The organism is Caballeronia sp. HLA56 (assembly GCF_054655155.1).
In genome coordinates this window covers 1,258,888-1,272,382 of record NZ_BAAHOB010000001.1, presented here as the reverse complement: position 1 = coordinate 1,272,382, position 13,495 = coordinate 1,258,888, and the positions used below count along the sequence as shown (strand labels likewise).

Here is a 13,495-nt window from a genome sequence, read left to right as displayed (position 1 = left end):
CGAGCCAACCCGCAGCGCACCCGGCAACCGCCCCAAAGGTTGCACGATGCAAGCTTGTATCCCCTTTCCGCGCTACACTCCTCCCTTAAATGTGACGAACGCCGGTCCGGCGCCGCGTGCACCGCAGTGAACCACGAGCGGTAGCCTGCTCGTTTCTCATTCCAGCGCCGATCCGCGCTGCCGCCACGCGCAAAACCCGTCGTCTCGTCAGGCTGCCCCTTGCGCGGAGAATCCCATGTTGCTCCACCAGCTCGTCGATCGATTCGGCCCGTTGATCGTATTCGTCAATGTGATGGGCGCGGCGCTCGGGCTGCCCGTGCCCGCCATGCCAACGATGATCGTCGTCGGCGCGTCCATCGCGCTAATGGCGGTGAATGGCGCGGCGTTCTGGCCACCGCTTATCGGTGTTCTGTGCGTGGCGGTCGCGGGCGGCGTGATCGGCGATCTCGTCTGGTTCCAAGGCGGCCGCAAATACGGCGACCGCACGCTCAAGACCATCTGCAAGCTCTCGCTGTCGCGCGATACCTGCGTCAAGAAAACCGAGCGCTTCTTCGGCCGGTGGGGCGTGCGCATTCTGCTCGTGGCGAAGTTCATTCCCGGTTTGTCGCTCGTGTCCGTGCCGCTCGCGGGCGCCATGGGCGTGAAGCTGCGCAGCTTCATTACCTGGGACGGTCTTGGCATTGCGCTGTGGGGCACGGTTGGCCTTACGGTCGGCGTGCTGTTCGCGGCCGAACTGGAAATGGTCTTCGCCATGATTTCGCAGCTCGGCCGGCAGGCCATCATGGTCGTCGCGGTGCTGCTCGCGGTGTATGTGGCGTATCGCTGGTGGCGTCGCCGCGCGCTCATGGCGACGCTGGAAAAAGCGCGCATCAGCGTGGACACGCTTTACACGATGATGCGCGACGAACCCGTGCCGGTGATCTTCGATATCCGCTCGCCGGAAAAGCGCATGCTCGATCCGTTCACGATTCCCGGCTCCGTGTTCGCCGATGAACGCGAGCTGGCGAAGATCATTGAAAACTACGACAAGTCGCGCAAGATCGTCATCTACTGTTCGTGCCCGAATGAAGTGTCCGCTGCGTGGATGGCGAAGACCATGCGCAACGCGGGCTTCAACGATGTCGTGCCGCTCACGGGCGGGCTCGATGCCTGGCGTCTCGCCGGCTTCGATGTCGCGAAGCTGACCGAGTTCGGCCAGATCGTCGCGGCCACGCCGGAAGAAGTCGCCGAGATGGCGGCAATGTGCCCGTGGCCCGTGAAACAGGCGCCGGGCGCATCGGCTGCGGCGTCTTCCGCGACGGCGGCATCCACGGGCTCCGCATCCTTGCATGAAGCTGGTTTTCCACACGGAGATCGCGCATGAGTACAACCCCGAACAACGAGCACGGCGCGGACATGCCCAATGTCGTGGCATGGAGCGCGCGAGTGCCGTCGTCGGAAGATCCGAACGTCGTTCCGTCGACGACCGTCGTCGAGCCTGCGGCAGCGGATGAAAACGCGCCATATTCGCCGCTGAATTCGCGCATGCATCAGATGTTCCCCATCCTCACGGCGAACGAGATCGAACGCATGAGCCGCTTCGGCAGCGCGGCGCGCTGGCGCAAGGGCGAGTGGCTCTTTCGCACGGGCGATCTCGGGCGCGGCATGGTGATCGTGCTGAGCGGTTCGGTGCGCGTGACGCGGCGCGATGCGCTCGACCGCGTGCATCTGGTTGTCGAGCATGGTCCGGGCAATTTTCTGGCGGAAGTGGCGCAGCTTTCGGGCAAGCCGTGTCTCGTCGATGGCATGGCCGCCGAGGATGTCGAAGGCGTGGTGATCCCGCCCGAGCGTCTGCGCGCGCTGCTCGTCGCGGAAGCGGAACTGGGCGAGCGCATCATGCGGGCGCTGATTCTGCGGCGCGTCGGCTTGATCGAAAAAGGCAGCGGACCGGTGCTGCTCGGCCAGTCCGACGATGGGCGTCTGGTTTCGCTGCAAGGTTTCTTGCGGCGCAACGGCCATCCGCACACGGTAATCGACGCGTGTACCGATCCCGATGCCATCGCGCTGCTCGAACGCATCTCGGCTTCTAAAGCCGACTTTCCGCTGGTGATCTGCCCGGACGGCACCGTATTGCGCGCGCCGACCGAGAACCAGGTGGCGACGCAACTCGGCTGGCTGCCGGAATTCGATCCGAGCCATGTCTACGATGTCGCGATCGTCGGCGCGGGACCGGCCGGGCTCGCCACGGCGGTGTATGCGGCGTCGGAGGGATTATCGGTTGCCGTGTTCGACTGTCGCGCGCCGGGCGGACAAGCGGGCGCGAGTTCGCGTATCGAAAACTATCTCGGTTTTCCGACCGGTATTTCAGGGCAAGCGCTTGCCGGACGCGCGTTCGTGCAGGCGCAGAAGTTCGGCGCGCATATCGCCATTCCCACACGCATCAAGGCGCTGCATTGCGGTGCGACGCCCATTCGGATCGAACTCGAGAACGGCACGTGCGTGGCGACGCAGACGGTGGTGATTGCATCGGGCGCGGCGTATCGGCGGCCGGCCATTGCCGGGCTCGAAAAGTACGAAGGGCATGGCACGTATTACTGGGCGTCGCCGGTCGAGGCCAAGTTGTGCAAGAACTCGGAAGTGGTGCTGGTCGGCGGCGGTAACTCGGCGGGACAGGCAGCCGTGTATCTCGCTTCGCACGCAAAGCACGTGGATGTGCTGATTCGCGGCGCGGGGCTCGCGGCCAGCATGTCGCATTATCTGATCGAGCGCATTGCGTCCTTGCCGAACGTGACGGTGCGCACGCATACGGAGATTACCTCGCTCGAAGGCGACGATCGCATGTTGAGCGCCGTCGTCTGCAAGACGCCGGAGGGGCCGTTGCGGCTCGAATCGCGGCATCTGTTTCTCTTCACGGGCGCGGACCCGAACACGGACTGGCTGACCAATTGCAACGTCAACACGGACGAAAAGGGTTTCGTGCTGACCGGGCCGGAAGCGCACGAGGGCCGCACGCAAGGCGTGATGATGCTGGAGACGAGCGTGCAGGGCGTGTTCGCCATCGGCGATGTCCGCTCGAGTTCGACCAAGCGCGTGGCGGCCGCGGTCGGCGAGGGTGCGGCGGTCGTCGCGCAGATACACGGCTTGCTCGCACGGCGACAGGCGGTGCCTGCACCGGTTGCTTGATGAAAAAGCCCCGCATTCGCGGGGCTTTTCGTTTGAGGCAGGCTCGAAAGCCGGTCAGAACCGATGCCGCAAGCCGACACGCGTGACGAACTGCGTGTTCGCTCCGGCACTCTGGCCGATAAAGGCCGTCGACGAGCCGATTTCCGCTTGCACCGGCACATTGCGGCCGGCAACCGTGTTGCTGCCCGACGCCTTCTGATAGATGCCGAGCAAATACACATCGGTGCGCTTGGACAACGCGTAATCCACCGCGCCGTTGATCTGATGCCATTTGCCTTCGAAGTTGTCGTCGAGCTTCGAGAACGTATAGCCGAGACCCGCGCTGAACGCCGGCGTGATGTTGTACTTGCCGCCGATTTCGTAGTTGTTCAACTTCGACGATGCCGCGACCAGCGGTTCGAACGTCGTATGCGTCCAGTTCGCCCAGACCGTGGCCGCGGAGAACGTGTAGCGCGCGCCGACGCCATAGGTTTCGAGATCGCGCAGGCCGCCCGTGGCGATGTTCGCGATGTTCGTGCTGAATGCAGGCGTCGCGCCATTCGGGAAGCGGATGTTGGTGTACGCCGCGCCGATGCCGAACGGTCCCTGGTTGTAGTTCAAACCGAAGCTGTACGTGCTCGACGAACCTTGCGTCGCGCCCGCGCCCGTGGTGCTCGGCGTGCCCGCGAATTGCGTCGAATTGGAGAAGCCGTACATGGCGCCGAAGGTTACGCCATAGAAGCTCGCGCTGTTGAACTTCACCGAGTTGTTGATACGGCTCGAAGTCAACTGATCCAGATCGTTGATGTGGTACGCGTAGTTGCCGGCGGGCGTTTGGCTACCCATCGTGTAATTGCCGCCGATGACATCGGTGGAGAACGAATACTGGCGACCGAAGGTCAGCGCGCCGACATCGTTCTTCGACAGACCGACGAAGGCTTGCCGGCCGAATTCCGCGCCGCCTTGGCCGAGCGTGCCATCGCCGCTATTGAAGCCGCTTTCCAGGACGAAGATGGCCTTGAGCCCGCCGCCCAGGTCTTCCTGTCCGCGCAAACCCCAGCGGCTGCCTGATGCAACGCCGTCGCCGTACTTCACGAGGCTGTCGTGGCTGTTCGGTCCGGTCGAAACCTTGTTCGCATAGGTGATACCGGCGTCGATCAGGCCGTAAAGCGTGACGCTGCTTTGCGCATGCGCGGCCATGCCGAAGGTCCCGAGGATGGCGAGCGCCAGGATTTTCTGCTTCATCGATCTTTCCTTGTTATTTGCTGTTCGCGAGTGACGATTTGCCACGCGAAGCGGCGCCGCTTGTGCGGCTGTTGTGTTCACGCCGAAGGGTTTCGTCGGACATACCGTTGCGCGATGAACGTCATCGTTATGTCGCGTGGAATATAGCGAAATGTCAGCTAGCGGTAAACGCTTCGAGGGGAAGCTGTAGCCTTTCTTCCACAATACTTGCTATAAGAATTTTTATAGCTTGAGCAAGGGTGAGGCAGGAAAGCGCAGTTCGAATTCGATCCAGCCGTTCTGCGTGCAACGCGCCGACGCGCTGCCGCCATGCATGCGCATGATTGCCTGGACGATGGAAAGGCCGAGCCCGCTGGACTCCGTGAACTCGCTACGAGCCGCATCGCCACGATAGAAGCGGTCGAAGAGACGCGCCAGTTCGGCGTCTTCTATACGCGCGCCGCGATTGCCGACGACGATGCATGCGCCGTCCGCATCCGCGTGACCTGACAGGCGCACGACCGTGCCTGCGCTCGCGTAACGCACCGCATTGACGACCACGTTGCCGATCGCGCGGCGGCACATGATTGCGTTTGCAACTATCTGGCCGCTTGCCTCGATATCGAAGCTGATGTGCCGTTCTTCCGCGATGCCTTCGAAGTAAGCGGCGAGGTTGTCGAGTTCGTCGCGGATATCGAGCTTCTCGCATTCGATGCGTTGCGTTTCGTGATCCGCTTGCGCCAGAAACAGAATGTTCTGCGCAATGCGCGCGATTCGCTCCAGTTCCTCCAGATGCGATTCGAGCACGGCGCGATACTCCGCCACGCTGCGTTCATGCGCGAGCGTTACCTGCGTCTCGCCGATCAACACGCCAATCGGCGTACGCAGTTCGTGCGCGAGATCGGCGGAAAACTGCACGAGGCGCGCATAGCCGTGTTCGAGTCGGTCGAGCATGGCGTTGAACGAAGCCGCGAGGCTTTGGAGTTCCTGCGGCGCGTGCGCGACGTCGAGTCTCGCCGACATGCTGTCCGGCGCGATCTCGGCGGCTTTGTCCGCCATGAGCCTGAGCGGCATCAGGCCGCGGCTCGTGACCCAGTAAGCGAGCAGCATCGTAACGAGCACGGCGGCGATCATGGTGATCCACACGCGCACGAGATACGCCGACAACACGTGCGCTTCCTGCGTCATCACGTGCGCGGCCATGATCTCAACCACTTCACCGCTTTCGCCGATACGCGCCTGCGCACCGAGCCAGCGCATGCGCACGCCATCGGCGCGCGTGCCTTCGAAGAGATCGTCGAGCGCGACTGCGCGTGTCACGGGCACGGTCTGCAGCGGCGGCAGCGGCATGTTCTCGGGATTGACGGCGATGAACGGCGCCGCGCCCGCACGCCGGAAGATGATCACGTCCTGCCGGTCGCCGAGCATGGTTTCGAAAAGCCGCGGCCGCGCTTCGATTTCCTTGATCGTGTAGAGGTCGTGCAGCAGCGCGCGATAGTGTTCGACACGGGCGATCAACTGATAATCCGCACGCGTGGAGAGGGCGGAGTTGGTCGCGTGATAGAGCGATGCGCCGACCATGCCGACCACCACGCACACGATCAGCACGAACGACACGGCAATACGCACGGCAAGCGAGCGCGACGGCTGCGGCGGCAGCCAGCGCAAGACGGCGTCGTTCAAGGCTCTTCCCCAAACGAATAGCCAATACTGCGCACCGTATGAATCAGCTTCGGCTCGAACGGATTGTCGATCTTCGCGCGCAGACGCTTGATGGCGACATCGACCACGTTGGTGTCGCTATCGAAATTCATGTCCCACACTTCCGAGGCAATCTGCGTGCGCGACAACGCCTCGCCCTGATGCTTGCAAAAGAGATGCAGCAGCGCGAATTCCTTGTTCGTCAACGCGATATCCATGCCCTTGCGCGTCACCTTGCGGCGCAGCACATCGACGTGGAGATCGGCAATCTGGAACATGTCCGATTCGCGCATCACGCCGCGACGCAAGAGCGTGCGAATGCGCAGCACGAGTTCGGTGAAGGAAAAGGGCTTGACGAGATAGTCGTCCGCGCCGAGTTCGAGACCGTGGATACGGTCCGTGACGTGGTCGCGGGCCGTGAGAAAGATGACAGGCAAGTCACGTTTCGCGCGCAACGCCGACATGACCTGCCATCCGTCGATGCCGGGCAGCATCACGTCGAGCACGATCAGCTCGTAAGAGTTCGCCAGCGCCTGATGCAGACCGTCGGTGCCGTTGCGCACGAGATCGACCTGATACCCGGACTCGATCAGCCCTTTTTTCAGGTAGTCTCCGGTCTTGCGATCGTCTTCTATAACGAGGATGGTCATGCGCGGCATTCTTGCTTTGTATTGCCGTCATTTTGCCAGTGCGCTCGAACGGTCCGTCGAAAATGACAAAAAAGTCATCGATGCGTCATGGATCGATCAGAGCCGGCTGGCTACCATCGGTCCTGTGTTTGCTCCGTGAGAAAGACGTGCAGAACAATTCGCGATATTCCGTGCAGCCGCTTTGGCTTCGCATCACACATTGGGTCAACGCCTTCGCCATACTCATCATGGTGACGAGCGGCTGGCAAATCTACAACGCATCGCCGATCTTCAAAGCGTTCACGTTTTATCCGGCCATCACGCTCGGCGGCTGGCTCGGTGGTGCGCTGCAATGGCATTTCGCGGCCATGTGGCTGCTCGTGGCGAACTTCATCGTCTATGTCGGGATGAACGTTGCGACGGGCCGTCTGCGCGAGCGCATGTTTCCGCTCAGCATCAAAAGCATCATTGCCGATGGCATTTCCGCCGTGCGCGGCAAGCTCGGTCACGACGATCTCACGCGCTACAACGCCGTGCAAAAGTTCGCGTATCTGGCGGTCATAGTGGATATCGTCGTCATCATTCTGTCGGGCCTCGTCGTGTGGAAGTCGGTGCAGTTCCCGCTTTTACGCGCGCTGATGGGCGGCTACGACAACGCACGCGTCGTGCATTTCCTCGGCATGAGCTTCCTGGTGGCGTTCTTCGTCGTGCATGTCGCCATGGTCGCGCTCGTGCCGCGTTCGCTCGTGTTGATGATCAAGGGACGTTGATTCATGTCGCTCAAGCTTTTTAAAACACGAACGGACGCCGAACTCATCGTTAAAGATGCGGCGAAGGAATTAAAAGCCCCCGCGCGCCGTTTATTCGGCAAGCGCATTCTTTCGCTCGGCGGCCTTGCGATGCTGTCCGGCTGCAACATCACCGACGACAAATCCGTCAACGCGATGCTGCGCAAGATCTCGTCCTTCAACGACGACATGCAGGCGTTGCTCTTCGATCCCAAGCAACTCGCGCCGACTTATCCCGATTCGATGATTACGCGTCCGTTTCCCTTCAACGCGTTCTACGACATCGACGAAGTGCCCGAAGTGGACGCTTCGAGCTACAAGCTGCAGGTCGGCGGCCTGGTCAAAGGCAAGCGTATTTGGACGCTCGATGAGCTTCATGCCATGCCGCAAGAGAGCCAGGTGACACGGCACATTTGCATTGAAGGATGGAGCGCCATAGGCAAGTGGGGTGGCGTGCGCTTCGCGAATTTTCTGCTGCATGCAGGCGCGGATACGACCGCGAAATACGTGGCCTTTCACTGTGCGGACAATTACTCGACGAGCATCGACATGCCGACCGCGCTGCATGCACAAACCTTGCTCACGCTCAGCTACGACGGTCAGACCTTGCCGCCCAAATACGGTTTTCCGATGAAGCTGCGCATGCCGACCAAGCTCGGCTACAAGAATCCGAAGCATATCGTCGCGATCACCGTGACCAACAATTACCCCGGCGGCTACTGGGAGAACCAGGGCTATAACTGGTTCGGCGGTTCCTGAAGAAGTCTCTTCGCTTGACCCTTATCGATACCAAAGGAGAATCCATGTCGATTCGCATGAAACTCGGCGTCAGCATCGCGGCGCTCGCACTCACGAGCGCGGCCTTCGCGCAGACGCCCGCTGCCAAACCCACGCGTATTCGCGGCGATATCGTGTCCCTGTCCGGCGACACGATGACGGTGCATCGGCGTAGCGGCGACACGGTCAAGGTCGCGGTGAAGGCCGACACGCCAGTCACGGCGCTCAAGAACATCAAGCTCGAAGACATCAAGCCGGGGCAGTTCGTCGGCACGGCCGCGACCACGGGCACCGACGGCAAGATGACCGCAACCGAGGTGCTGGTGTTTCCGGAAGCGGCACGCGGCACGGGTGAAGGCCACTACGCGTGGGACCTCGGCCCGCAAAGCTCGATGACCAACGCGAACGTCGATCAGGTCGTGCAAGGCACGAGCGGACGCGATCTCAAGCTGTCGTACAAGGGCGGCTCGAACGCTGTCACCGTGCCGCCGAACGTGCCGGTCGTGACCTTCGCGCCCGCTTCGCATGACGATCTGAAGCCTGGCAAGAAGGTGTTCGTCGTGGCGAGTCCGGCAGGTGGCGACTTTGCCGCGCAGCGTATCGTGGTGGAAAAGGACGGCGTCGCTCCGCCGATGTAAGCTTCGATGTAACGTAAGACCCGCGCCCGCTTCAAAGCGGGCGTTTTCATTCCAGACTCGCGCGCACGTCTCTCACGTTCGACACCGTCTCGTCGAAGTGCGCAGACCCGAGTTTGCGCCTCATGCGCTTCGTGACCTCCGAGCTCATCGAGCCAATGCGCTTCATCAGCGCAGGCGCCGCGGCTGTCGGATGAATCGATGCCTCGCGTCCATCCCTGTCGGTCGACCAGCGTTCGACCAAGCCGAGCTTTTGCAAGCCGTCCAGCGTGCGCGTGGCCGTGGGTCGCGAAATGGCGAGCGCATTGGCAAGCTCGCCCTGCAGCAAGCCGGGATGCTCGACGATCGCGCGCAGCATGAAGCCTTGTGACGGCGTAAGGCCGAACGGCTTGAACGCTTTCGTCCACTCGCGCTCCAATGTGCGTGCAAGCGCCGTGGTGTTGAAGTAAAGGCATTGGTCGAACATGCGGCTTTCCTTTGAATCGAATTGATTTGCTCTGCAACTATCCGCGTGTCGTCGACGGACGGGGCAGCAGATTTTACGGGCTCGGGTTAACATCGTCGTTTGCCGCGAACCACTCGTCAGGAGAACATGCATGAGCAATACGCGTTCCGACCTTCCGTCATATCCGAACACACAACTTTTTATCGATGGCGAATGGCGCGCCGGCTCGCGCGACACCGCCGTGATCAATCCCGCGAGCGAAGCGGAAATCGGCCGTCTCGCGCTTGCGGGCATCGACGAACTCTCGCTTGCCGCCGATGCCGCCGCGCGCGGCTTCAAGGAATGGCGCAAGGTTTCGCCGTACGAGCGCAGCAAGCTGATGCGTCGCGCCGCGCAGAACATCCGCGACCGCGCGGAGCAGATCGCCGCCATCATGTCGATGGAGCAGGGCAAGCCGCTCGGGGAAGCGCGCATCGAGACGCTGTCGGCTGCGGACATCATCGAATGGTTTGCCGAAGAAGGGCGCCGCACGTATGGCCGCGTGATTCCGTCGCGTTCGGACGCGGTGCGCCAGATCGTGACGCGCGAGCCCGTCGGTCCGGTGGCCGCGTTCACGCCGTGGAACTTCCCGATCAATCAGGCGGTGCGCAAGGTGTCGGCGGCGCTGGCCTCGGGCTGCTCGGTCGTGTTGAAGGGACCGGAGGAAACGCCCGCGAGTTGCGCGGCGCTCGTGCAGGCTTATGCCGATGCGGGTTTGCCCAAGGGCGTGCTGAATCTCGTGTTCGGCGTGCCGGCGGATGTATCGAAATATTTGATCGCGCATCCGGCCATCCGCAAGATTTCGTTCACGGGTTCCACACCGGTGGGCAAGCTGCTCGCATCGCTGGCGGGCGAGCATATGAAGCGCGTGACCATGGAGCTCGGCGGACATGCGCCAGCTATCGTCTTCAAGGACGCGGACGTGCCGCGCGCGGCGAAGATGCTGGCATCGGCCAAGTTTCGCAACGCCGGTCAGGTGTGTATCTCGCCTACGCGCTTTCTCGTCGAAGAGGCGGCGTATGAAGAGTTCGTGCATCACTTCGTCGCGACGGCGAGCGCGGTGAAGGTCGGCAACGGTCTCGACGACGGCGTGCAAATGGGCCCGCTCGCCAACGGCCGCCGTCTCGAAGCCATGGAACGCCTCGTCGCCGATGCCCGCGAGCACGGCGCAAAGGTGCTGACGGGCGGCGAACGCGTGGGCCGCGAAGGTTACTTCTTCGCGCCGACCGTGCTGGTGGACGTGCCCATGAGCGCGCGCATCATGACCGAAGAGCCGTTCGGCCCGATTGCGCCTATCGCCTCGTTCAAGTCGTACGACGAAGTCATCGCCGAAGCGAATCGCTTGCCTTACGGTCTCGCCGCTTATGCGTACACGAGTTCGGCGGCGACCGCGGCGGCGGTATCGGACGATATCGAAAGCGGCATGCTGTCGATCAACCATCACGGGCTTGCCTTGCCTGAAACGCCGTTCGGCGGTGTGAAGGATTCGGGCTACGGTTCGGAAGGCGGCAGCGAGGCGATGGAAGCGTATCTCGTCACCAAGTTCGTGACCGAGCATCGTTGATGGAAACGCGCGGGCGTTATCACGACGCTCGCGCATCGACAGGAGAAGCAGGTGACGCGAACGGTCGTGGGTTTGCTCGGCGCGGGCAGCATGGGCGCGGCTGTCGGCCACAGGCTGACGCAGAAGGGCGCGCGTGTCTTGACGATACTCCAAGGGCGCAGCGAGGCCAGCATCGCTCGCGCGCGCGAGGCGGGGATCGAAGACGCAAGTCCCGACCGCTTCGCCGAGTGCGATTTCATTCTATCGATCGTGCCGCCCGCGGTGGCGGTCGAATCGGCGCACCGTCTGGCGCCCGTGCTTGCGCGGGCCGCCCGTAAGCCTCTCTACGTCGATTGCAACGCGGTCAGTCCGGCGACGGTCAAGCGCGTGGCAGAAGCGCTCGACGTTCCGTTCGTCGATGGCGCGATCATCGGTTTGCCATCCGCGCCAAAGTTCTATGTGTCGGGACCGCAAGCGCACCGTACGCTCGCACTCGCCGATGCGGGCCTCGACGTACACGTGCTCGATGGTCCTGTCGGCGCGGCATCGGCGCTCAAGATGTCGTATGCGGGAATCACGAAGGGATTGACCGCGATCGGCGCGGCCATGTCGCTCGCCGCGCTTCGCAATGGCGCGGGCGATGCGCTCTTCGAAGAGTTATCGGCGAGTCAGCCCGAGCTGGCCAAATGGCTTGCGAATAGCGTGCCGCGCATGCCGCCCAAGGCGTATCGATGGGTCGCGGAGATGGAAGAGATCGCGGGCTTTATCGGCGACGAACATGCCGAGCATCGCATCTATGAAGGCGCGGCCGGTCTCTACGAACGCCTGGCCCAGGACAAGGACGCCACCGACGCGCTCAAGCAGTTCTTCGAGCGTTAAGCCCTGGCCGTCTGCGTCATGTGTTCGAAAAAGCGTGCGGCGCGCCGGTCGCCTGCGTATGCCGAATTGATGCGCACCCACGCGCACGCCTCGCCGTTTGGCCGATAGTAATTCCCCGGCGCCAGCGTAACGCCGAACTTCAGCGCTTCACTCACGAGCTTCGTCGAGTCTTCGATACCCGGTACCTTCGCCCAGACGAAATTGCCGCCGCTCGGTTGATCGAATACGTCCCAGCCGTAGCTCTCCAACTGCTGCACCGCGCTAGAAAGCGAATCGCGCACGCGCTTGCGCAGCCTTTCGAGATACTTCCTGTACGTGCCGCGTTCCAGCAGACTTGCCGCAACGCTCTCGGCGAAGCGCGTGCCGCCGAGGCTCGTCAGCACTTTCACATCGACGAGATTCTTCACGAGCTCGCGATTGGCCGCGAGATAGCCGATTCTCAGCGACGACGACAGCGTCTTCGACAAGCCGCCCACATAAATCACGCGGTCGAACTGATCGAGCGATGCGAGCCGTTGCGTCGGCACAGTCTGAAAATCCGCATAAATGTCGTCTTCCACGATAGTGAAACCGTGCTGCGTCGCAAGTTGCAGCAGCCTGAAAGCGACTTGCGGCGCGATGTTGGTCGCCGTCGGGTTCTGGAACACGGTGTTCACGAAGAACAGTTTGGGCGTGTGCTGCTTCAGAAGCGCTTCGGCCATCTCGACATCCGGCCCGTTGGCCAGACGCGGCACGCCGACGAGCCGCACGCCTTGCAGTTTCAGCAAGCCAAACAGATTGTAGTAGCCGGGATCTTCGACGAATACCGTATCGCCGGGCTTGAGCATGTAGCGCACGACGAGATCGAGCGCCTGACTCGCGCCGCTCGTGATCATCACATTGGGCAAATCCGCGTTGATGCCGAGCGTGTTGAGGCGCATCTGGATCTGCTGGCGCAGGTTCGTGTCGCCGTGCGGAATGGCGTAATCGATCACGCTTGCGATGTCCGCGCGCGACGCCTGCCGCACCGCCTGCGTGAGGCCATCGACATCGCGCCATGCCTCGGGAATGAAGCCGCTCGACAGCTTGAGCGTCTCGCCGGGATAGTTGAACTGCGCGAGGATCTGGCTCGACTCCTCTTCCGCGAGACGCGGGTCGCAATTGCCAGCGTCGCGCGCGTGTTCGTCCACATGATTCGCCACGTAAAAGCCCGAACCGTGACGCGGCTGGATCAGCCCGCGCGACGCAAGACGGTCGTACGCTTCGATCACCGGAAAGCGGCTGATGCTCTGTTCGGTCGCAAGTTGCCGGATCGACGGCAGTTTCGCGCCCGCCAGCACGCGGCGCGACCGGATCATGGTTTCGATCTGGCTGACGATCTGCTCGGTCAGCGGCACGCCCGTGGCGCCATCGATACTTAGCGGAAGTGCGTTCATCGTTTTAAGTGTTCGGTCGAACAGAGTGAACAGTTGCGATCAAGTGTTTGCGGAGTGTTTTGATGTATTCGAACGCATCCGAAAATCGCCGTCAACTAGGCCAAACGGCCATCCACACTGTTCTGAGCGAATACCGACAAAATTATTCACTTAGAAGTGTTCGGTATTTCTGGCTATACAGTTCCTGCGTAACTGTACGCAAGTGTTCATTCTAGATGTTCGGCACTGGCCGAATAATACGCTTAACGGCTGCGACACGCTTTTACATTCGCAGCATCC

13 protein-coding genes are annotated in these 13,495 nt (G+C 62.0%); 8 read left to right on the top strand and 5 right to left on the bottom strand.

Features of this window, described 5'->3' with window-relative positions; genetic code table 11:
* Nucleotides 1-238: 238 nt before the first annotated feature.
* Nucleotides 239-1,363, top strand: a complete 1,125-nt coding sequence (locus ACYQ47_RS05805; RefSeq protein WP_370652223.1) for a DedA family protein/thiosulfate sulfurtransferase GlpE — start codon at nucleotides 239-241, stop codon at nucleotides 1,361-1,363.
* A complete protein-coding gene (locus tag ACYQ47_RS05800; protein ID WP_309959349.1) occupies nucleotides 1,360-3,162 on the top strand; it encodes an FAD-dependent oxidoreductase in 1,803 nt (600 codons plus the stop codon). Before ACYQ47_RS05805 ends, ACYQ47_RS05800 begins: the two co-directional genes overlap by 4 nt.
* 54 nt (nucleotides 3,163-3,216) lie before the next feature.
* Here ACYQ47_RS05800 and ACYQ47_RS05795 read toward each other — a convergent pair whose 3' ends face one another.
* From ACYQ47_RS05795 to ACYQ47_RS05785, 3 genes are all read right to left on the bottom strand, one after another.
* Nucleotides 3,217-4,386 (bottom strand): porin, encoded by a 1,170-nt coding sequence (locus ACYQ47_RS05795; RefSeq protein WP_459904723.1) that lies wholly within the window; start codon nucleotides 4,384-4,386, stop codon nucleotides 3,217-3,219.
* Nucleotides 4,387-4,608: 222 nt separating this feature from the next.
* On the bottom strand, nucleotides 4,609-6,048 hold the full coding sequence (locus tag ACYQ47_RS05790; protein ID WP_459904722.1) for a heavy metal sensor histidine kinase: 1,440 nt from the start codon (nucleotides 6,046-6,048) through the stop codon (nucleotides 4,609-4,611).
* Nucleotides 6,045-6,716, bottom strand: coding sequence for a heavy metal response regulator transcription factor (locus ACYQ47_RS05785; protein ID WP_250466465.1), 672 nt, complete (start codon nucleotides 6,714-6,716; stop codon nucleotides 6,045-6,047). Before ACYQ47_RS05785 ends, ACYQ47_RS05790 begins: the two co-directional genes overlap by 4 nt.
* Here ACYQ47_RS05785 and ACYQ47_RS05780 point away from each other — a divergent pair.
* The 4 genes from ACYQ47_RS05780 (at nucleotide 6,715) to ACYQ47_RS05765 (ending at nucleotide 8,898) form a co-directional block, all read left to right on the top strand.
* Nucleotides 6,715-6,855, top strand: a complete 141-nt coding sequence (locus tag ACYQ47_RS05780) for a hypothetical protein (RefSeq protein ID WP_459904721.1) — start codon at nucleotides 6,715-6,717, stop codon at nucleotides 6,853-6,855. The genes ACYQ47_RS05785 and ACYQ47_RS05780 overlap by 2 nt on opposite strands.
* Before the next feature lie 88 nt (nucleotides 6,856-6,943).
* The gene (locus ACYQ47_RS05775) at nucleotides 6,944-7,465 is read left to right on the top strand and encodes a cytochrome b/b6 domain-containing protein (protein WP_459904841.1); all 522 of its coding nucleotides are present in this window, start codon (nucleotides 6,944-6,946) and stop codon (nucleotides 7,463-7,465) included.
* Between the two features lie 3 nt (nucleotides 7,466-7,468).
* The gene (locus ACYQ47_RS05770) at nucleotides 7,469-8,242 is read left to right on the top strand and encodes a molybdopterin-dependent oxidoreductase (RefSeq protein ID WP_459904720.1); all 774 of its coding nucleotides are present in this window, start codon (nucleotides 7,469-7,471) and stop codon (nucleotides 8,240-8,242) included.
* 44 nt (nucleotides 8,243-8,286) lie between these two features.
* The gene (locus ACYQ47_RS05765; RefSeq protein WP_244829095.1) at nucleotides 8,287-8,898 is read left to right on the top strand and encodes a hypothetical protein; all 612 of its coding nucleotides are present in this window, start codon (nucleotides 8,287-8,289) and stop codon (nucleotides 8,896-8,898) included.
* A 46-nt stretch (nucleotides 8,899-8,944) separates the two neighbouring features.
* On the opposite strand, the gene ACYQ47_RS05760 is transcribed toward ACYQ47_RS05765, so the two are convergent.
* A complete protein-coding gene (locus tag ACYQ47_RS05760; RefSeq protein ID WP_459904719.1) occupies nucleotides 8,945-9,361 on the bottom strand; it encodes a MarR family winged helix-turn-helix transcriptional regulator in 417 nt (138 codons plus the stop codon).
* Between the two features lie 130 nt (nucleotides 9,362-9,491).
* On the opposite strand from ACYQ47_RS05760, the gene ACYQ47_RS05755 reads away from it, so the two are divergent.
* Together ACYQ47_RS05755 and ACYQ47_RS05750 are read left to right on the top strand one after the other, a co-directional pair.
* On the top strand, nucleotides 9,492-10,943 hold the full coding sequence (locus ACYQ47_RS05755; RefSeq protein ID WP_250466468.1) for an NAD-dependent succinate-semialdehyde dehydrogenase: 1,452 nt from the start codon (nucleotides 9,492-9,494) through the stop codon (nucleotides 10,941-10,943).
* A 51-nt stretch (nucleotides 10,944-10,994) separates the two neighbouring features.
* Nucleotides 10,995-11,801, top strand: a complete 807-nt coding sequence (locus tag ACYQ47_RS05750) for an NAD(P)-dependent oxidoreductase (RefSeq protein ID WP_459904718.1) — start codon at nucleotides 10,995-10,997, stop codon at nucleotides 11,799-11,801.
* Here the strand turns inward: ACYQ47_RS05750 and ACYQ47_RS05745 are convergent.
* Nucleotides 11,798-13,216 carry an aminotransferase-like domain-containing protein gene (locus ACYQ47_RS05745; protein WP_459904717.1) on the bottom strand — a complete coding sequence of 473 codons (1,419 nt, stop codon included), beginning with the start codon at nucleotides 13,214-13,216 and terminating at the stop codon, nucleotides 11,798-11,800. The genes ACYQ47_RS05750 and ACYQ47_RS05745 overlap by 4 nt on opposite strands.
* Between the last annotated feature and the right edge of the window lie 279 nt (nucleotides 13,217-13,495).

Bases quoted from the DNA above. Each gene is read 5' to 3' on its own strand.
- ACYQ47_RS05760 (WP_459904719.1), bottom strand. From the start codon at position 9,361: ATGTTCGACCAATGCCTTTACTTCAACACCACGGCGCTTGCACGCACA.
- ACYQ47_RS05745 (WP_459904717.1), bottom strand. From the start codon at position 13,216: ATGAACGCACTTCCGCTAAGTATCGATGGCGCCACGGGCGTGCCGCTG.
- ACYQ47_RS05775 (WP_459904841.1), top strand. From the start codon at position 6,944: ATGGTGACGAGCGGCTGGCAAATCTACAACGCATCGCCGATCTTCAAA.
- ACYQ47_RS05780 (WP_459904721.1), top strand. From the start codon at position 6,715: ATGCGCGGCATTCTTGCTTTGTATTGCCGTCATTTTGCCAGTGCGCTC.
- ACYQ47_RS05795 (WP_459904723.1), bottom strand. From the start codon at position 4,386: ATGAAGCAGAAAATCCTGGCGCTCGCCATCCTCGGGACCTTCGGCATG.
- ACYQ47_RS05800 (WP_309959349.1), top strand. From the start codon at position 1,360: ATGAGTACAACCCCGAACAACGAGCACGGCGCGGACATGCCCAATGTC.
- ACYQ47_RS05755 (WP_250466468.1), top strand. From the start codon at position 9,492: ATGAGCAATACGCGTTCCGACCTTCCGTCATATCCGAACACACAACTT.
- ACYQ47_RS05765 (WP_244829095.1), top strand. From the start codon at position 8,287: ATGTCGATTCGCATGAAACTCGGCGTCAGCATCGCGGCGCTCGCACTC.
- ACYQ47_RS05770 (WP_459904720.1), top strand. From the start codon at position 7,469: ATGTCGCTCAAGCTTTTTAAAACACGAACGGACGCCGAACTCATCGTT.
- ACYQ47_RS05785 (WP_250466465.1), bottom strand. From the start codon at position 6,716: ATGACCATCCTCGTTATAGAAGACGATCGCAAGACCGGAGACTACCTG.